This is a genomic window from Fructobacillus ficulneus (assembly GCF_001047075.2).
In the GTDB taxonomy this organism is placed as follows: Bacteria; Bacillota; Bacilli; order Lactobacillales; family Lactobacillaceae; genus Fructobacillus; species Fructobacillus ficulneus.
Window position 1 is genome coordinate 117769 of record NZ_DF968005.1, and the last position, 17848, is coordinate 135616.

Sequence of the window (17848 nt, forward strand, 5' to 3'; positions counted from 1 at the left end):
CGGCGTTTTGCACAACAACGTGCCCAACATGATTGGACAAATTTCTAAGGTCGTTGGAGACCTTGATTTGAACATTGAACAGTTGAGTAACCGAGCCGTGGGTGATTATGCCTACACACTCTTGGCTTTGAATAACTTACCCGCCGGTCAAGAAGAAAAGATTGAAGATACCTTGGCGGGCATTGAAAACGTTTTGAACGTTGAATTGTACGAAAACCCTAATTTTGACTAGAATGTCGGCGGCGGGGGATGCCCCCTGCAACAATTAACAAATTTAATTTAAATCATAATGGAGAATAATAATGACAGAAGCACTGCAAACAGCAGCGATTGATAAGTTAGCCCAACGGGGCGTGCAGGTCAGTGACGTTTATGAAGGCGCTGATAAGTTTTTGACGGACAAGTACCACGATGCCGTTAAAAAAGAAGTCTTGGACCAGGCTATTAACCGGGTCTTGCATAAGGATGAAGTCGCCGATATCATCTTGACGGCCATTTATTTGGATGAACAGGCCGTTGTGATGCCTGAATCGGAACCTTTGAAGGCCCGGTTGCAACGCGATGCCAACGGCCATAACGTCGACGAAATCTTGGCGATTGCCATTACTCAACAGTTTTCCGCCGCTGCCACAGTTCACTATGGACTTCTAGATGATTTGAAGCCTGGCTTGATTGGGGTCTTGAACGATAAGACGGATAGCGTCAATGTTTATTTGGATGATATCTTGGCTGCTTTGATTGCCTCAGCCGCTATGACCTACCTCGAAATCCTAGGTGGGAACCAATATTAATTCTCCACTGGCCGAAATGCGTGATTTTTGTTACAATAAGTTGTAATTTTATTTTTTAAGGAGAAGACACAATGTCAGGACATAGTAAATGGCATAACATCCAAGGTCGTAAAAACGCCCAAGATGCTAAGCGTGGAAAGATCTTCCAAAAGCTCGCGCACGACTTATATGTGGCCGCAAAGGCTGGCGGTGCTGATCCCGAAATGAACGCTTCTTTGCGTTTGGTTGTTGATAAGGCAAAAGCAGCCAACATGCCAAAGGACAACATCCAACGAGCCTTAGATAAGGCTTCTGGTGCTGGTGGAGCAAAGTTCGACGAAGTAACTTACGAAGGTTATGGAACAGCTGGTGTTGCCGTTTTGGTTGAAACATCAACAGATAACATTAACCGAACAGTTTCTTCAGTTCGTAACTCATTCAAGCACTTTGGTGGGTCATTAGGAACTTCTGGTTCTGTGGCTTTCCAATTCGATCGTAAGGGCTACATGGTTATCGACCGTGAAGAAAACCCTGATTTGGATGAAGACACTATCTTGGAAGCTGCTTTGGAAGCCGGTGCTGAAGATGTTCAAACTTCTGATGAAGCCTTTGAAATCTATACAGAACCTGGTGATTTCCAAACGGTTGAAGCTGCTTTGACTGAAGCTGGCTTTGATTTGGCAGATTCTGAAGTTTCAATGATCGCCCAAAACCCAATGGCTATTTCTGATGAAGATCGGGAAAAGTTGGACAAGTTGGTTGATGAATTGGAAGAAAACGAAGACGTCTTGGCCGTTTATACAACTGCTGAAGATTAATTCACTAAAAAAGCAAACGATTAGGACCCAATTACTTATGGGACCATCGTTTGCTTTTTGTTTTGGAAAAAATTATTGGTTGACTTGGGCCAGGGTTTGTTCGACTAAGGATTCTAAGAGGGCCTTGTCGGTATCGCCAGGGTAGAGGTTAATCCGCACCATTTCATAGGGGCGCTTGGCACCGGTCTTTTGGAATTGCTTGTCGAACTCATCCAGAGCTAGGCAGTAAAGGTCACCATAAAAGAGGTCACCTGATCCGGCCAATCCATAAACGAAGTCGGTCAAATCAACATCGGCCAAGTCATCATAATAGTCGAGCCCTTCATCAGGCAAAGAACCTTCATCGTAGGTATAGGGCACGAGGAAACCAAGGTCGTAGTCCTTGAGCTCTTCAGGTTCCGTCTGTGAAATTTCACTTTTCTTGACGGTGACACCGCGATCTTCCAAAATCTCGACAATCAAGTCGGCGACGGCTTCATTATTCCCCGTAATTGTAGCGAAAACAACTTGGGCAGTTAAATTTGCTGCAGGCATTTGTCTGCCTCCTTTGCTTTTAGCGTTAGGGTTATTATACAAAACTTTGGCTAAGTCCGTTGAATAAAAAGAATCATTAAAAATTGGATTAAGTCTGGTATTTTTAAAATTCTTATCTTATAATTAGGGCAAATACAAGGAGGATGTGTGCAATGGCATTAAGTAAAGAGCAAGTCGCAGCCCTACAAAACGTTTATGATAACGGGATTTTGGATCACGATGACCGGGCGCGTCAAGCCTTGGCCCAAGTTTTGGCCGACGCGAAATAATTGATATTTTTAAAAAAGCGTGCTATAGTTAGAATTATAAATTGCTGATGAGGACAACTCAGAAGAGTTAACCCTGATAGAGAGCTTACGGTTGGTGGAAGTAAGTAGGGTGCTCTTGGTCGAGACTACCTCGGAATGGTTGATAAGTAGATTTCATCGAAAACTAACCCGGGTGACACCGTTAACCGTCTTAAAGAATCTAATTGATTTTTCAATTGGAAAATTGGGTGGTACCACGGTGACACGTCCCTTTGTGCAGACGCACGAAGGGACTTTTTTTGTACCCAGTTTTTCTCACCAGCAATAAAAAAGAAAGAAGGCAGAAGCAATGGCAGAAATTACTTTGAATTTCCCTGATGGCGCAAAGAAGTCATATGAGGCCGGTATTAAGCCGGTTGAAGTGGCTAGCCAAATCGCGAAATCACTCGCGAAGAAGTCTGTTGCAGCAAAACTCAATGGACACTATGTTGGTATGAATGACCCCCTAACTGAAGGTGGGGACTTTCAATTAATCACAACAGCTGATGAAGAATCATTAGCAATTTTGCGTCACTCGACCGCCCACTTGCTTGCTCAAGCAATGCGTCGATTGCCAAAGTTTGCTAACGCCCACTTCGGAGTTGGCCCAGCCATTGATAATGGTTTCTACTATGACACTGACAACGGTGCCGGAAACCAAGTTTCAGTTGATGACTTCGCTGAAATCGAAGCAATGATGAAGAAGATTGTTAAAGAAGATTTGCCAATCCTGTCTCACGAAATTACTCGTGACGAAGCCTTGGAAACTTTCAAGGATGACCCATACAAGGTTGAATTGATTAACGATTTGCCAGCCGATGAACCAATCACGGTTGCCGTTCAAGGTGACCATTTGGAATTGGACCGTGGTGGACTTGTGCCATCAACTGGTTGGATCAAGCACTTTAAGTTGGTTTCTGTGGCTGGTTCATACTGGCGCGGTCAATCAGATAAGGCTGTTTTGCAACGTGTTTACGGAACTGCCTTCTGGAATGCGGATGACTTGGAAGCTGACTTGCAACGTCGGGCAGAAGCTAAGGAACGCGACCACCGTAACATCGGTCGTGACCTTGATTTGTTCTTTACTAGCCAAAAGGTTGGTTCAGGGTTGCCTGTTTGGTTACCAAACGGTGCGACAATCCGTCGCCAAGTTGAACGCTACATCGTTGACAAGGAATTGGCTAACGATTACTTGCACGTCTACACACCAGTGCTTTCAAACTTGAACCTTTATAAGACTTCAGGTCACTGGGACCACTACCGTGAAGACATGTTCCCACCAATGGACATGGGTGATGGTGAATTCTTGGAATTGCGTCCAATGAACTGTCCATCGCACATTTCAGTTTACCAACACAAGCCACGTTCATACCGTGACTTGCCATTGCGTATCGCTGAATTGGGGATGATGCACCGTTACGAAAAGTCAGGAGCCTTGACTGGTTTGTCACGTGTTCGTGAAATGACTTTGAACGATGGTCACACTTTCGTTGCTCCTGACCAATTGGAAGAAGAATTCAAGTCAATCTTGAAGATGACGATGGGTGTCTACGAAGACTTTGACATCACTGACTACCGCTTCCGTTTGTCATACCGTGATCCTGAAAATACTGCTAAGTACTTTGATGATGACGAGATGTGGGAAAAGTCACAGGCTCAATTGAAGCGGGCCATGGATGACATGGGCTTGGATTACTTCGAAGCTCCTGGCGAAGCGGCCTTCTACGGTCCTAAGTTGGATATCCAAACTAAGACGGCCTTGGGTGGTGAAGAAACATTGTCAACTATCCAATTGGACTTCTTGTTACCAGAACGTTTTGATTTGACATATGTCGGTGAAGACGGTCAAGACAACCACCGTCCAGTTATGCTCCACCGTGGAATCGTTGGAACGATGGAACGCTTTACGGCTTACTTGATTGAAATCTACAAGGGTGCTTTCCCAACTTGGTTGGCACCTTTGCAAGTGCAAATTATCCCAGTTAACAACGGCGCTCACGGAGCCTATGCTCGCCAAATCCAAAAGGAATTGCAAGAAGCAGGGCTACGGGCCAACGTTGAAACCAAGGAAGCTAAGATGGGCTACTTGATTCGTGAAGCCCAAACGAAGAAGGTTCCGTATACCCTTGTCTTGGGTGACGATGAACAGGATAACCAAACAGTTACTGTTCGCCGTTATGGACAAAAAGAGACGGAAAAGATGTCAGCAGCAGACTTCAAGGCCTTGGTTATGGCTGATGTTGCTAACTATTCCCGCCCACAGAAGTAAACTACTAGTAAATTAATTCGTTGAAACAAAGATAGGAAACATCTTGCAACGTTTGAATGCAAAAGAGAACGAGAGAGAAACATAATGTCTGTAGAAAATGTTGACAAGCCCCAAGAAACAAAGGGTTTGACAAACCGCCACGTCCAGTTGATCGCCATTGGGGGAACAATTGGAACAGGACTCTTCATGGGTGCTGGAGATTCAATCCACTTTGCTGGACCAGCAATCTTGCTGATTTACGCAATTATTGGATTAATGATGTTCGTCGTTATGCGCGCCATCGGAGAAATGTTGTATGCTGATCCTAGCCAACACACCTTCATCGCCTTTATGACCAAGTACTTGGGTAAGAAGACCGGAACCTTTGCTTCCTGGTCATACTGGTTGACCGTTGCCTTCATGGGGATGGCCGAATTAACAGCAATTGGTAAGTACGTTCAATTCTGGTTCCCATCTTGGCCCGCTTGGTTGATTCAAATCGTCATTTTGGTAATTTTAACTGCAGTTAATCTGATTGCGGTAGCCTTGTATGGTGAAGCCGAGTTCTGGTTCGCGATGATTAAGATTATTGCCATCTTGTCATTGATTGCCACTGGAATTATCATGCTCTTGACTGGTTTCAAAACGAGTCAAGGAACAGTAACGGTGAACAACTTAGTTGGTCACTTCTCATTGTTCCCACATGGTGCCGGTAACTTCGTGAACGCCTTCCAAATGGTGATGTTTGCCTTTGTTGGAATGGAATTCATCGGAATGACTGCTGCTGAAACTAAGGATGCCCGTAAGGTTTTGCCTCGCGCCATCAACCAGATTCCATTGCGAATCTTGTTCTTCTACTTGGGTGCTTTGGCCACAATCATGGTCATCTACCCATGGCAACAAATTCCAGCCAACCAAAGTCCATTCGTGGCTGTCTTCAAGTTGGCCGGTGTTAACTGGGCCGCCGCTTTGGTTAACTTTGTCGTTTTGACATCAGCTGCTTCAGCTTTGAACTCAGTTATTTTCTCAGCTTCACGTAACTTCTATTCATTAGCTGTTGAATCAAAGACACCATGGTTGAAGAAGTTCACCAAGATGTCAAAGCATAACTTACCAGCCAATGCTGTTATCGTGACGGCTATCTTGGTTGCTGGTTCAGCTGTGATTGCAGTTGTGCCACAAATTAATGATGCCTTTACCTTTGTCACTTCAGCATCAACTGATTTGTTCTTGATGATTTACATCTTGACATTGGTTACTTACTGGCAATACCGGAAGTCAACTGACTACATGAAGGATGGGTTCTTAATGAAGGCCCCTAAGTTCTTCGTGCCCGTTGCCATTATTGGTTTTGTTTTGATTTACTTAACTTTGTTCTTTAACAAGGATGCCATGGTACCTGCCATTGGTGCCACAATTTGGTTGGTTGTCTTTTCAGCAGTTCAAGCTCTTAAAAAGAATTAAAGAAGTGATTGAATAACTATAAGGCTGTAACCACAGGTTGTCTGCCTTATGGCTACTGACTTGATTAACCGCTACTGTCCCCAAACAACGGAGAAAATAATGAGCACACTGATTGATTTTACTTTACACATTGATACCCACCTGGCAAACCTAGTTTCCCACTTTGGCATCTGGACTTATTTGATTTTATTTGTCATTATTGTTGTTGAAACTGGGGCGGTAATTCTTCCATTTTTGCCGGGAGATTCATTACTATTTGCCGCCGGTGCCATTGCGATGACACCAGCTGGTAAGGATGCCGGCTTAAATCATTGGGTCTTTATGATTGTTTTCTTCATCGCACCAGTGCTTGGAGATACGATCAACTACTGGATTGCTCGCAAGGGTGGTCGACAGTTGCTAGAAAAGAAGCCATTCTCAGTGATGGTAAAGCCTAAGAACATTGCTGATGCGGAAGAGTTCTTCCATAAGCGTGGTGCCATGGCCGTTATTCTGGGTCGGTATATTCCGATTGTCCGGACTTTCGTACCATTTGTTGCCGGTCTATCAGAATTTAGTTTCAAGAAATTCATGGAATATACAGCAATTGCGGCCTTCTCATGGTCCTTTATTGCGACCGGGGCAGGAGCACTCTTTGGAAATATTGCCTTTGTCCGTGAACATTTCAGCCTAATTATTTTAGGAATTGTTTTTGTTACCGTTATTCCTTCAATTTTGGCCGTTTTGAAGTCGGCCTTCACTAAAAAGAAGCAATCATAATTCAAATGAAAGAACAAGATGACCTTGGTCACTTGTTCTTTTTTTTGTTAAAAATTCACAAGATTGGTATAATTGGGTTATGAATAATTTTAAAATTTTACAACAGTTAAGCCAACAGAGTTTTGACCAAACGGTGCAAAAAACCGGAATGGCCAAAGCCAATTTGGAAGAATTTGCTCAGGGGCATGTTGTTTTCACAACTGCTCAATTGGAACACTTATGTTTGCACTATTCCGAAAGTCTAGACAATCGCGGAAATCAAAGCCAAGACTCGGCCAATCATCCAATTCATATCCGTTTGTCGGTCGATTATTTGTTAAATCTTGGTCTGACGCTCTCGGATTGGATTAGCTTGAAGTGGGCTTTAGAAGGTGAGTGGCAGGGGGATAAGTTAGTGGTTGGATTCTTTAATGACGACCATAAACTTGTTAAATTTGTTGAAAGCCCAGCCCAATTCACAACGGCCTTTGCCGGTTACTTAATTTTGGCTTTGAACGGTAAGTTCACGCCTTACGTTGATGAGATTCATGGCAATGACCACTATGACTGGCGGATTTTGCGTTACCAAACACCGACAGCCTTTAAAGACATCACGAATGAAATTGCTCAGACCCCTCTAACGGAGATTCAACCATGACAGTTAATTTGATTTTAGCTACTGATGCTTATAAGATGACCCACCACCTACAGTACCCAGAGAATATTGATAAGCTTTATTCTTATGGTGAAGCTCGGATTGGTGGTAAGTATCCGACGGTTTCTTGGTTTGGCTTGCAAATGATTTTGCATGACTACTTCCAAACACCAATTACGGATGCCATGATTGACGAAGCCGAAGAAGTTTCTGAACAAGCCTTTGGCACAAAATCCTACTTTAACCGAACAGTTTGGGAAAAGGTCCGAGATCTGGGGTATTTTCCAATTAAAATCAAAGCCCTGCCAGAAGGAATGGAAGTGCCAACAGGGACGGCTCTCTTTACTCTTGAGTCAACCGAACCTTGGTTTGCTACTTCCTTAAACGCCTTGGAATCATTGCTGATGCACGTCTGGTATCCTACGACGATTGCAACCAATTCAATGTACATCAAAACGCGTCTCCAACCATTGGTTGAAAAGACAGGATCAGAAGCAGGGATTCCATTAATGGTCAATGACTTTGGTTTCCGGGGAGCAACCGGGGTTGAAGCCGGGCAGCAGGGTGGGGCAGCCCACTTGTTGCATTTCCGTGGTTCAGACAACATGTTGTCTTCCAACTACTTTAACCATGTCTATGGTGTGCCAGGTCGGGCATTATCAATTTGGGCCACTGAGCATTCCGTTGCGACAGCATATGGACCGGGCCAGGGAGAGTTTGATTACGTTAACGCACAACTGGACCGGACTCCTGACGATGCCTTATTGGCGATGGTTATTGATTCCTACGATACTTTTAACTTTGTTCGTCATGTGATTGGTTCGGAACAGTTATCAGAACGGATTAAGAGCCGTGAAGGCCGGGTTGTTTTGCGTCCTGATTCGGGGGACCCGATCACAATGGATTTGGCAGTCTTGAACATGCTGGGTGAAATTTTTGGCACGACTGCTAATGATAAGGGTTATAAGGTTTTGAACCATAATGTTGGTGTCATCCAGGGAGATGGCATGAATGCCGATACGATTATTGCCTTGTATAAGGCAATAATCAAAGAGGGCTGGTCAACCGATAATTTGGTTGTTGGTTCTGGTGGTGGTCTGTTGCAAGAAGGCTTTACTCGCGATACCGAACGCTTTGCGATTAAGGCAGCCTATGCTCATACGACCGATGGCCAAAATCTAATTATCCAAAAGAAGCCAAAGACTGATCCGTCGAAGGCCTCACGTCCAGGGTTGCAGAAGGTCATTGTTGATGCAGCTGGGCAAATCAAAACGGTTGGTCAAGACGAGCCTGGTGAAGATCTCTTACGAACGGTTTATGAAAATGGTCAATTAAACTTTGAAGATGGCCAGACGATTGTCGACCGAGCCGCTGGCAAATAAAACTTTTGATAAAAATTAAAATTAATTTGTATTTTCTGTAAAATTTAGTCGATTCAAGCAAATTGTGGTATATTTGTGGTAACGATAACCGGAGGGACTGAATGCGCGGACCAACTTGGACAATTACATCGAGTAGAACAACGACATTCAAGGACCTTATTTTCTTAAAAACAGCTTTCTAATTGCTAGAAGGCTGTTTTTATTTGCTTATAGGAGGAGAAAAATGACCCAATCAAGTCCAGTTAATCAAGAGTTTATCACACGTTTGAATATTCAAGACCCGCACGGCTTAAAATCAGTCCGTGGTGGAGCTGGCAGTTCCACCTACTCCCTGTATTCCGGTCATCGAAGGTATTTTTTAAAGGTTCAGCCCAATCAAAGCTCACAATATTTTGACCATGAAATTGCTTCGTTGCAGGCATTGAGCCAGCATGTGACGGTTGCCCGTGTTGCCAAAGTAGGCGAAATTCAGGGTAATGCTTATTTGTTGCTGGAATGGATTTCCACGGGAACAGGTGACCAAAGTTCCTTAGGACAAACAGTGGCCAAATTACACCGAGCGAAGGGGCAGGCCTTTGGCTTTTCGAAAAATAGTAGCTACGATTACTTTCCTAAGGACAATACTTGGTCGAATTCATGGGCAGAATTTTTCGTTCACCAACGGCTGGAACCACTTATGGCCTATGCTCAAAAGAACACACTATGGTTGAACCAGCGCGGAAATCACTTTGACAATCTAAAGCAAACAATTTTAAATGATGTCCATGCCCGTCAGGTCGAACCTACTCTTTTGCATGGTGACCTTTGGGCAGGAAACTTTATGTTTGATGATAGCAACCAGCCAGTGCTGATTGATCCAAGTTCATTTTACGGTGACCGGGAATATGATATTGCAGTTAGTCAGGTCTTTCCCGGATTTAACGAGGACTTTTATAGTTCTTACCAGGCGGATTATCCACTGGAAGATGGTTACCAAGACCGATTTAAGTGGTATGAATTTTACTACGTCTTGTTACACTTCATCCGCTTTGGCGATATATATGCACCGCGGTTGAATAAATTATTAGTTAGTTTTTAAATCGGTTTAGCTGAATAATTGACAAGTGGCGGGCCTATCTGTATAATTTTCGAGACGTCAAGTAGAGGAAAGGACAGCCCAATGTCATCAATGAAAAACAAACGATTTGTGGCCACAACGTTTTTTGTGGCTTTGGTCTTACTACAAAGTTTTATCCCATTCTTAGGATCATTACCCCTAGGTGCTTTTTTCCTTGGTGCCTCGGTGACAATCGTGCCAATGACGGTTGTGATTGCCGGATTGGTCTTAGGGACGCGGTCTGGTCTGATTGTTGGTCTCTTTTGGGGACTGACTTCTTGGGTGCGTAACTTAAGCCATCCAGGAACAGTGGGATCATTGATTTTTTCTAACCCAATCACGGCTCTAGTACCGCGAATTTTAGTTGGGGTAATGGCCGGTTATTTGGCTACTCACTTGTTGAAAAAATACCGGTCAACCTGGTGGACCATGTTTGGCCTAGGTGCTTTGGGTGCCTTCTTGAATACGGTCTTGGTCATCTTGAGTACGACCGTTGGCTTTAAGATTTTGAACGTTTCCAGCCATGGCATTCCCAAAGACCACCTGTTTAGCTGGCTAGTGGGCATCTTAGCCTTTAACTCTGGCTTTGAAATGATTGCTAATGGAATATTGGTGATGGTGATTGGTGGCGTCTTAGTCAAGAGCCTACCAGACCTTCGTCCTAGTAAGTAAAAATTAACAACTGGTCTGTGAAGACGGTTGGCTTGGTTAATATTCCGAATTGGAATATTGGCTGAACTACTGATATTATCAAATTTAAAGCAAAGACCGCGACACCGAAATGCTGGTGTGGCGGTCTTTTTTAGTTGTTTCTTCAATTAGTGGCTATATTAATTATTGCATTTTAATACATGAATAAATATAATTTTGTTCATTAGTGGTTACTTTACAATTAAAAATTGGGATTATATACTTATGGTGTAAATAAGATTAAATCAAAATTTTATCTTGTTTATTTCCCCATTTTTAGACTGGCAAAAATGATGCCTGATAATGGGCTTTATACATTATTGTATGTCTCTACCGTGACGCCTGACGGTACGCCAGCGTACATATTTGCTGCTCGGGGAAAATTTTCCCCGAGCTTTTTTATGGAGAAGAGCAAATGTATAAATTACTTAATTCTGAAAAAGTGGTCACGTTAAAAGAAATTGTTGATAATTATGAAGCTAATTATCATGGTAGAACTATCAAGTTAATAACAAATTTTAAAAAGTTAAAGGAACCAATCGTAAATTTTGATGTTTTGGATGTTCCTCATCTTTTGGGGCTTCAGTATTTATCAGAAAAACATACGGCTGCTCAATTCATTAACCTGATTAAAGATGAAAGATTAGTTATGGCTGATCTTAAAAAAGATAAATTATTTAGTGAACGAATAAAAGATCGAATAAAGCATTACGATTTTATTAATGAAGTCTTTAAAAGAGAATCTTCACAGTTGATGGTTGTTACTAAAGATATTCAGCCATCAAGGTTGGGGCCAGTTGAATTTCTAATTTATGATTACATAAATGAAAATCGAAATAAAATGGTTTTACTCGGATTTTCTCCCACAAGTAAAAAATATTATGTACCTGCTACTCTGCACGTTAGAAGGGCACCGAATGTTTTTACAGAACGAAGAATAACCAATATAAAATCAATGGAATGGGTAAGGTGAAAATGAAACTTCAATTACTCTAATCATATGAATAACTTTTATTCATATTCAATATTAGTTTCTACCTAAAAAATTAAAACAGTTGAAAAAATTAGTCAGTACTGAATTGAAAATAAAAGCAGGAAAATTCATCAAGAATTTTCCTGCTTATTTAGAATGCGCTTACCCAGACTCGAACTGGGAGCAAAGACTTAGGAGGTCCCCGTTTTATCCCGTTAAACTATAAGCGCGAACTTTGTTATTATAACCAAAAATAGGGCCGATGACAATTGACTGGAGCGAATTTGTTAGAACTCTTAAAAATTAGGGGCAGTAAAATATTTTTTGCTATAATGGACGTAAGAAGAATTTTAAGTAAGAGAAAGCGAGCCATAACCATGGGACAAGTTGTCGAAGTAAATCATCCGTTGATCCAACATAAGTTGACGATTATTCGGGACGAAAAGGTTGGAACTAAGGATTTTCGGGCATTAGTTGATGAGTTAGCCATGTTGTTAACTTACGAAGCCAGTCGGGATCTACCGGTTGAGGAAGTTCAGGTTAAGACACCAATCCAGATGACGACAAAGAACCAGTTGGCTGGTAAGAAGTTGGCTGTGGTGCCAATTTTGCGAGCTGGACTTGGTATGGTTGATGGGATTTTGCAGTTGATTCCAGCTGCTAAGGTCGGTCATATTGGAATGTACCGAGATGAAGAAACTTTGGAACCCGTTGAGTACTTTATCAAGTTACCCGAAGACATCGACCAACGCGAAGTCTTGTTAGTTGATCCAATGTTGGCAACTGGTGGGTCAGCCAAGGATGCTATTTCTGCTTTGAAAAAGCGGGGAGCTGAGCAAATTAAGTTGATTACCCTGGTTTCTTCACCGCAAGGAATTGAGGCCGTGACGACTGCTCACCCAGATGTTGATATCTACACAGCCTCAATCGATGAGGGACTCAATGATGCCGGTTATATCGTACCTGGTTTGGGGGATGCGGGTGACCGACTATTCGGTACCCACTAAAATTAATTTATGTTCAAGAAAAATTTACAAGCATTAAAAGATTCAGGTCCGCTTCAATCCTTTTCTCGTTTTGAAATTTTCCAAAAACAACGACAAAAGACTCAGTCCAAATTGCGACTGGCCTTTTTTTGTAACGGTGTGGTTGTTGTGGTTAGTGCCGGCCTTTATTTGACCTTAGCGAGTCACAACAACCGGACCCAAATGACGACAGTGGGGCAGACTGCCAATGGCCAGGCAATGGCCCTGACAACTGATGCTCGCAATGCCATTGTCCTCGATGCTCAAACTGGGCAGATTTTAGGACAAAAGGGTGCTGACCAGCAAATTGGGGTGGCTTCGCAGAGTAAGATGCTGACTGCCTATGCTATTCTCCAAGGTATCAAGAACAAAAAGTATACCTGGGACAGTATGGTGGAAATTACACCCCAGTCGGACTGGTCTAAAAAGGATAACAACACCTTCGCCCACTTGGAAATTACAGCGGGCGAAAAGCTACCGGTGAAGGAACTCTTTGCGGCGATGTTTACTTCGAGTGCCAACGATGCAGCCTTCGCCTTGGCTGACTTTGCTAAGAATCCGCAGGAAAGCCAGCAAGCCGCCCTCACTCGTTGGGCCAAGGCTCTCAAGTTGACCGGGTCAAAGTGGTACAACGCGGCTGGTCAGGTCAATAGCGATGCCGGAGCTTACCAAGTCGCTAACGTTGACCCAAATGCCGAAAACACGGCCTCTGTTCGTCAGCTAGCCGTTCTGGCCTACCAAGACTTGGCGGGCGACTCCGACCTCAAGACCTACTATCAAAAGCAGGGCTTGGTCTACCACCCGTCCGAAAGCGTCAATAAAATCAAGTTGACCGAGGGGGCTAAGTTCGACCAAGAGGTTAAGGGCAAATTAACGAACCCGAAGAATTTGACCTTTGAAGGGCTAAAGACTGGATCAACTCCAGCTTCTGGTGGGGCGTTGACTTCATTGATTAAGGATCAAAATGGTCATGAATACATTGCCGTCGTTTCCGGGGCCGGCAATTATACCGACCAGGTTCGCCGCTACCAGGATTCGGTTGATGTCGTCAACGAAGTCCTTGACCACTTCCAGTCTGTGACCTTTAAAAGCCAAAGCCAGCCAGCAGGGGCTAAAAAAGTCAAAAATAGCAACCTGGTTGGTGGTCAGCAAAAATTGGTTATTGCTGAGGACCGGACTTACTGGGTTGCCAAGGGCCAAAAGTCCCTGGGCTATCAATGGCCAAAGCGCTTAAAGGATAAGGTTTACCAGCAGGGACAGGTTGTTAAAACGGTTTCGCCAAGACTAAAGGCCCAATACTTGGACCTAGTGCCAACCAAGAATCACCAGCTAACCTTGATTAATCAAGGGCAAGCCAAAGTTGGTAGGTGGTGGCAGAAGGCTTACCATTGGTTAATGTTTTGGTAAGATTCAGGTAAGTGAAGACACCATCATTAGCACCACAAAAAAATGGATAACCGTGAGGTTATCCATTTTTGATTTGCAGAGGAATTATGCTTCAACGCCTGCACGTTCCTTCAACTTGGCTAATTGGTCATCCAAGGAGTCATCGGCGGCTTGCTTTGCTTCTTGAGCAGCATCGGCGGCGTCTTCGGCCTTGTTCTTGGCTTGGCCCTTGAACTCTTCAGCCTTTTGCTTACCGAGAGCAACAAGCTCGTCACGTTTTTCTTTGCCGGCTTCAGTAAATTCACTGGCTTTTTTCTTTAAATCAGCAACACGGTCATCGTCCTTTAGTAAAAGATAGGCCAATGCGGCATTACCAAAGAGGGAAGCACCTAATAAAAAGTTTTTCATAACGTTATTCTCCTTTAATTGTGATTCTAAGGTTCATTATCAACAAGTTTGACAAAAATGTCAACAAAGATTACACAAAAATGTCAAGCTGGTCGCCGGCCACCGGCCAATGTTTAATGTTATAATTAAGGAAGATTAAAGTTGAAAAAGGGGTAACTGATGATTAGTTTAAAGTCACCGCGAGAGATTGCGGCCATGAAAGAATCCGGTGCAATTATTGCCGGAATGCACTTGATGTTGCGCGATTACATTAAGCCAGGTTTGGATACATGGGACATCGAGCTCAAGTGTAAGGAATATATTGAAAGTCATGGTGGCGTGCCACTTCAAATCGGTTTTGAAGGCTTTAAGTATGCCACAACCATTTCGATTAACAACGAAGTGGCCCACGGTTTGCCTCGTAAGGGCCTCAAATTAAAGGACGGCGACTTGTTGAAGGTTGATACGGTCGTTGGTTTGGACGGCGCTGTTTCCGATTCTGCCTGGTCATACGCCGTTGGTAAGGTTTCACCGGAAGTCCAAAAGCTAATGGACGTTACGAAGAAGTCATTGTACTTAGGTATCGACCAAGCCCAAGTTGGAAACCGGATTGGTGACATTGGTTGGGCCATCCAAGACTATGCTGAAAACGAACATGGCTATGGTGATGTTCGCCAATACATCGGTCACGGTGTTGGTCCAACAATGCATGAAGATCCACAAGTGCCTCACTTTGGTAAGCCAGGTCATGGTCTCCGTTTGAAGGAAGGGATGGTTATCACCATCGAACCAATGTTGACTCTTGGTGGTTGGGAAGTTGATACTGACCAAACAGAAGAAGATGGTTGGACGGTGACGACTGCCGATGGTTCATGGTCAGCCCAATACGAGCATATGATTGCCATTACCAAGGATGGTCCTAAGATTTTGACCAGCCAAGACCCAGATATTGATGCCAAGTACCTATAATATTTAATAGTTTGGTTGATTAGCTCACCGTTTTTGGATGGTGGGCTGATTTAATAAAGATGATTGAAAAGAAAAGAGTGTCCCATGGAGTTGCCGCAAGCCTTTATCGATAAATACCAAGACCTGCTTAAGAGTGCCAGTGGGCCTTTTTTTGCGGCTTTACAAGAACCCGGCCAAAAGGGTTTTCGGATTAACCCCTTAAAGGCGCAAACTAAGCCCCAAGACTTATCCTTAGCCGACAAAGTTACCTATGGGGACTGGGGCTATTATGGCCAAGTTGACGGGAAGGGTGTTGACCACGTTTCCGGTTTAGTTTATTCCCAGGAACCTTCAGCCCAATTCGTTGGTGAGGTTGCTCAGGCCCAACCGGGTGAACGGGTCTTAGACCTCGCCGCGGCCCCGGGTGGGAAATCAACTCACTTAGCTAGTCAGATGCAGGGACGAGGAATTTTGTTCACGAACGAAATTTTCTTTTCTCGGGCAAAAATCCTATCGGAAAACATCGAACGGTTCGGCGTGCAAAACGCGGTGGTGACCTCAATGGATTCTAAGGATTTGGCCAAGGCTTTGCCAGGCTACTTTGATAAGGTCTTGTTGGATGCTCCCTGTTCCGGCGAAGGTATGTTCCGGAAGGACCATGATGCCATCCAGTATTGGTCGGAAGGGTATCCGACGGAATGTGCCATGCGGTCCCATGAAATTTTGGAATCAGCCGTTCAATTAATCCGACCGGGTGGGACCTTAATTTATTCGACTTGTACCTTTGCTCCCGAAGAAGATGAGCAAACGATTGCCTGGTTGCTGGAGACTTATCCGGAATTCGAAATCGAGGCCATCGAACGGTCAGCCGAAAGTGGGATTGCCGCCGGTCGGCCTGAATGGGCCAACGACAATGCTGACTTAGCGAAGACGGCTCGATTGTGGCCCCAGGACTTAGCTGGCGAAGGGCATTTTGTGGCCCGGTTGGTGAAGCGGGTGACTGACGAAGAAGAGTCTGTCAAAGAACCTAAGCTACAAAAGGGAACAAAGTTGGCACCAGCCGACTTGACCCTGATTGAGGACTTTTTCCAGGAAAACGTGCCGGGCTTTGATTTGGCAATCGATCGGTTGAAGACCTTTGGGGACCGAGTTTTCTTACTACCAGCTGACTGCCCAGACTTGGGCAAAATCAAGGTTTTGCGAGCCGGTTTGTGCCTGGGAACCTTGAAGAAAAACCGCTTTGAACCGGACCATGCCCTAGCTTTAGCCATTCAACCAAGCCAAGCCGCCCAGGTTTATGACCTGACGGCTCATGAAGAATTCAAGACCTACGTCCATGGGGATGTGATTAACACGAAGGAACCGTTAGCCAAGGGCTTTGTCTTAATGACGGCCAACGGCAATGGTGTCGGCTGGGCTAAATTTGTTAACGGTCAGCTGAAGAACTTCTTCCCCAAGGGCCTCCGCTTCTAATTGCAAAATAAAAAGGAGACAACGATGGCATTTTCAAAAACAGTGACCGTTCCTAAGGATGGCACTTACCAAATTGATCCACAGATTAAAAAGTTTACGCTCTTAGATCTGGGCTTTATGACCAATAACGCTGGGGCCTATGTTCTCCAACGGCCCTTGCAACCCGACCTACCAATTGACCAATCCATCAAATTAAAGATTGTTTTCAAGGCCGATTTGTCAGCCTTCAAGCTCGATGTGGTTTCTGCGGCAGGAATTGGCCCGGTTGACATCTTTGACCGAGCAGACAAGGCGGATGTGGTGGAACTCTACCACTACTACTTGCAGGAATTAGAGGAACGGCAGGTTATTAAAAAGCAATCATGACAACATTTTACTTCGTCCGTCACGGACAAACTGAATGGAACCTAGAACGCCGTTTTCAAGGAGCCCAGGGTGATTCACCACTTTTGCCTGGTTCTTACGAAGACATGAAGAAGGTTGCTGGCTTCTTGCAAGACAAGGACATTAGCCGGGTCTATGCCTCACCATTGCCCCGCGCTAAGGTGACCGCCGAAAAGATTCGCGAAGACTTGCCCGGCCAACCACGCTTATCACTGCATTCGCGGATTGTTGAAGTTGGTTTGGGTGAATGGGAAGGCCAGGCAATGGCCGATGTTCAAAAGAATTACCCACAGGCCTATGACACCTATAAGAACCACTTAGAAGAATTTGAGGGTCAGGGCTTTAACGGGGAAGGCTATACCAAGGCCATCGCTCGTTTTCAGGCAATGATCCAAGAAATCGTGACTAACCATCCAGACGACTCCGTTTTGGTGGTCGCTCACGGGTTGATTTTGACCTTTGGGATGACGAGCATCTTGGGCATTGCTCGGGAAGACATCCGTTCTTTGGGTGGACTATCAAACACCTCAACAACGATTATTGAAAGCAAAGATGGCCAGGACTTCAACCTGGTTAAGTGGAACGAGACT

General features: G+C 44.3%; 18 protein-coding genes, 1 tRNA gene, 1 pseudogene and 1 other annotated feature. Of the genes and pseudogenes, 17 read left to right on the plus strand and 3 right to left on the minus strand.

The features are described from left to right. The 3 genes and pseudogenes from AOQ29_RS08075 to AOQ29_RS05290 form a co-directional block, all read left to right on the plus strand. Window positions 1-232, plus strand: a pseudogene (locus AOQ29_RS08075) (3-phosphoglycerate dehydrogenase); the annotation flags it as partial. 70 nt (window positions 233-302) lie between these two features. After that, window positions 303-791: a phosphatidylglycerophosphatase A family protein gene (locus AOQ29_RS05285; protein ID WP_061993471.1), complete on the plus strand. Its 489-nt coding sequence runs from the start codon at window positions 303-305 to the stop codon at window positions 789-791. A 71-nt stretch (window positions 792-862) separates the two neighbouring features. Further along, the gene (locus tag AOQ29_RS05290) at window positions 863-1588 is read left to right on the plus strand and encodes a YebC/PmpR family DNA-binding transcriptional regulator (protein ID WP_061993472.1); all 726 of its coding nucleotides are present in this window, start codon (window positions 863-865) and stop codon (window positions 1586-1588) included. Between the two features lie 72 nt (window positions 1589-1660). On the opposite strand, the gene AOQ29_RS05295 is transcribed toward AOQ29_RS05290, so the two are convergent. Further along, on the minus strand, window positions 1661-2122 hold the full coding sequence (locus AOQ29_RS05295) for a flavodoxin domain-containing protein (protein ID WP_061993473.1): 462 nt from the start codon (window positions 2120-2122) through the stop codon (window positions 1661-1663). A 304-nt stretch (window positions 2123-2426) separates the two neighbouring features. Further along, window positions 2427-2645 (plus strand) — a binding site (T-box leader). Between the two features lie 74 nt (window positions 2646-2719). On the opposite strand from AOQ29_RS05295, the gene thrS reads away from it, so the two are divergent. The 8 genes from thrS (at window position 2720) to AOQ29_RS05335 (ending at window position 11655) form a co-directional block, all read left to right on the plus strand. After that, window positions 2720-4678 carry a threonine--tRNA ligase gene (gene thrS / locus AOQ29_RS05300; RefSeq protein WP_061993474.1) on the plus strand — a complete coding sequence of 653 codons (1959 nt, stop codon included), beginning with the start codon at window positions 2720-2722 and terminating at the stop codon, window positions 4676-4678. A gap of 84 nt (window positions 4679-4762) precedes the next feature. Continuing rightward, window positions 4763-6121: an amino acid permease gene (locus tag AOQ29_RS05305; RefSeq protein ID WP_061993475.1), complete on the plus strand. Its 1359-nt coding sequence runs from the start codon at window positions 4763-4765 to the stop codon at window positions 6119-6121. A 99-nt stretch (window positions 6122-6220) separates the two neighbouring features. Continuing rightward, window positions 6221-6880, plus strand: a complete 660-nt coding sequence (locus tag AOQ29_RS05310) for a VTT domain-containing protein (RefSeq protein WP_061993476.1) — start codon at window positions 6221-6223, stop codon at window positions 6878-6880. 79 nt (window positions 6881-6959) lie between these two features. Beyond that, window positions 6960-7517 carry a hypothetical protein gene (locus AOQ29_RS05315; protein WP_061993477.1) on the plus strand — a complete coding sequence of 186 codons (558 nt, stop codon included), beginning with the start codon at window positions 6960-6962 and terminating at the stop codon, window positions 7515-7517. After that, the gene (locus AOQ29_RS05320) at window positions 7514-8896 is read left to right on the plus strand and encodes a nicotinate phosphoribosyltransferase (RefSeq protein ID WP_061993478.1); all 1383 of its coding nucleotides are present in this window, start codon (window positions 7514-7516) and stop codon (window positions 8894-8896) included. The genes AOQ29_RS05315 and AOQ29_RS05320 overlap by 4 nt, the downstream gene beginning before the upstream one ends. Window positions 8897-9119: 223 nt before the next feature. Continuing rightward, entirely contained in the window at window positions 9120-9974 is an 855-nt protein-coding gene (locus AOQ29_RS05325; protein ID WP_061993479.1) for a fructosamine kinase family protein, read from the plus strand. A gap of 90 nt (window positions 9975-10064) precedes the next feature. Continuing rightward, entirely contained in the window at window positions 10065-10664 is a 600-nt protein-coding gene (locus AOQ29_RS05330; RefSeq protein WP_242977403.1) for an ECF transporter S component, read from the plus strand. 433 nt (window positions 10665-11097) lie between these two features. Next, complete coding sequence (locus tag AOQ29_RS05335; protein ID WP_061993481.1) at window positions 11098-11655, plus strand: PBECR4 domain-containing protein; 558 nt, start codon at window positions 11098-11100, stop codon at window positions 11653-11655. Between the two features lie 157 nt (window positions 11656-11812). On the opposite strand, the gene AOQ29_RS05340 is transcribed toward AOQ29_RS05335, so the two are convergent. Beyond that, window positions 11813-11885: transfer RNA gene (locus AOQ29_RS05340), tRNA-Arg, on the minus strand. A 147-nt stretch (window positions 11886-12032) separates the two neighbouring features. On the opposite strand from AOQ29_RS05340, the gene upp reads away from it, so the two are divergent. Both upp and AOQ29_RS05350 read left to right on the plus strand, forming a co-directional pair. Next, a complete protein-coding gene (upp, locus tag AOQ29_RS05345; RefSeq protein WP_061993482.1) occupies window positions 12033-12662 on the plus strand; it encodes a uracil phosphoribosyltransferase in 630 nt (209 codons plus the stop codon). A 9-nt stretch (window positions 12663-12671) separates the two neighbouring features. Next, window positions 12672-14087, plus strand: a complete 1416-nt coding sequence (locus AOQ29_RS05350; RefSeq protein ID WP_061993483.1) for a D-alanyl-D-alanine carboxypeptidase family protein — start codon at window positions 12672-12674, stop codon at window positions 14085-14087. Window positions 14088-14171: 84 nt separating this feature from the next. On the opposite strand, the gene AOQ29_RS05355 is transcribed toward AOQ29_RS05350, so the two are convergent. Further along, window positions 14172-14474 carry a hypothetical protein gene (locus AOQ29_RS05355; RefSeq protein ID WP_061993484.1) on the minus strand — a complete coding sequence of 101 codons (303 nt, stop codon included), beginning with the start codon at window positions 14472-14474 and terminating at the stop codon, window positions 14172-14174. A 159-nt stretch (window positions 14475-14633) separates the two neighbouring features. On the opposite strand from AOQ29_RS05355, the gene map reads away from it, so the two are divergent. The 4 genes from map to AOQ29_RS05375 form a co-directional block, all read left to right on the plus strand. Beyond that, the gene (map, locus tag AOQ29_RS05360) at window positions 14634-15422 is read left to right on the plus strand and encodes a type I methionyl aminopeptidase (RefSeq protein WP_061993485.1); all 789 of its coding nucleotides are present in this window, start codon (window positions 14634-14636) and stop codon (window positions 15420-15422) included. 84 nt (window positions 15423-15506) lie between these two features. Further along, entirely contained in the window at window positions 15507-16874 is a 1368-nt protein-coding gene (locus AOQ29_RS05365) for an RsmF rRNA methyltransferase first C-terminal domain-containing protein (RefSeq protein ID WP_061993486.1), read from the plus strand. Window positions 16875-16898: 24 nt separating this feature from the next. Then, entirely contained in the window at window positions 16899-17240 is a 342-nt protein-coding gene (locus AOQ29_RS05370; RefSeq protein WP_061993487.1) for a cysteine desulfurase, read from the plus strand. Next, window positions 17237-17848: histidine phosphatase family protein (locus AOQ29_RS05375; protein ID WP_061993488.1), on the plus strand; the 612-nt coding region annotated here is incomplete at its 3' end. The genes AOQ29_RS05370 and AOQ29_RS05375, both read left to right, overlap by 4 nt.

Coding starts and splice junctions, on each gene's coding strand:
- AOQ29_RS05285 (WP_061993471.1), top strand. CDS start 303: ATGACAGAAGCACTGCAAACAGCAGCGATTGATAAGTTAGCCCAACGG.
- AOQ29_RS05290 (WP_061993472.1), top strand. CDS start 863: ATGTCAGGACATAGTAAATGGCATAACATCCAAGGTCGTAAAAACGCC.
- AOQ29_RS05295 (WP_061993473.1), bottom strand. CDS start 2,122: ATGCCTGCAGCAAATTTAACTGCCCAAGTTGTTTTCGCTACAATTACG.
- thrS (WP_061993474.1), top strand. CDS start 2,720: ATGGCAGAAATTACTTTGAATTTCCCTGATGGCGCAAAGAAGTCATAT.
- AOQ29_RS05305 (WP_061993475.1), top strand. CDS start 4,763: ATGTCTGTAGAAAATGTTGACAAGCCCCAAGAAACAAAGGGTTTGACA.
- AOQ29_RS05310 (WP_061993476.1), top strand. CDS start 6,221: ATGAGCACACTGATTGATTTTACTTTACACATTGATACCCACCTGGCA.
- AOQ29_RS05315 (WP_061993477.1), top strand. CDS start 6,960: ATGAATAATTTTAAAATTTTACAACAGTTAAGCCAACAGAGTTTTGAC.
- AOQ29_RS05320 (WP_061993478.1), top strand. CDS start 7,514: ATGACAGTTAATTTGATTTTAGCTACTGATGCTTATAAGATGACCCAC.
- AOQ29_RS05325 (WP_061993479.1), top strand. CDS start 9,120: ATGACCCAATCAAGTCCAGTTAATCAAGAGTTTATCACACGTTTGAAT.
- AOQ29_RS05330 (WP_242977403.1), top strand. CDS start 10,065: ATGAAAAACAAACGATTTGTGGCCACAACGTTTTTTGTGGCTTTGGTC.
- AOQ29_RS05335 (WP_061993481.1), top strand. CDS start 11,098: ATGTATAAATTACTTAATTCTGAAAAAGTGGTCACGTTAAAAGAAATT.
- upp (WP_061993482.1), top strand. CDS start 12,033: ATGGGACAAGTTGTCGAAGTAAATCATCCGTTGATCCAACATAAGTTG.
- AOQ29_RS05350 (WP_061993483.1), top strand. CDS start 12,672: ATGTTCAAGAAAAATTTACAAGCATTAAAAGATTCAGGTCCGCTTCAA.
- AOQ29_RS05355 (WP_061993484.1), bottom strand. CDS start 14,474: ATGAAAAACTTTTTATTAGGTGCTTCCCTCTTTGGTAATGCCGCATTG.
- map (WP_061993485.1), top strand. CDS start 14,634: ATGATTAGTTTAAAGTCACCGCGAGAGATTGCGGCCATGAAAGAATCC.
- AOQ29_RS05365 (WP_061993486.1), top strand. CDS start 15,507: ATGGAGTTGCCGCAAGCCTTTATCGATAAATACCAAGACCTGCTTAAG.
- AOQ29_RS05370 (WP_061993487.1), top strand. CDS start 16,899: ATGGCATTTTCAAAAACAGTGACCGTTCCTAAGGATGGCACTTACCAA.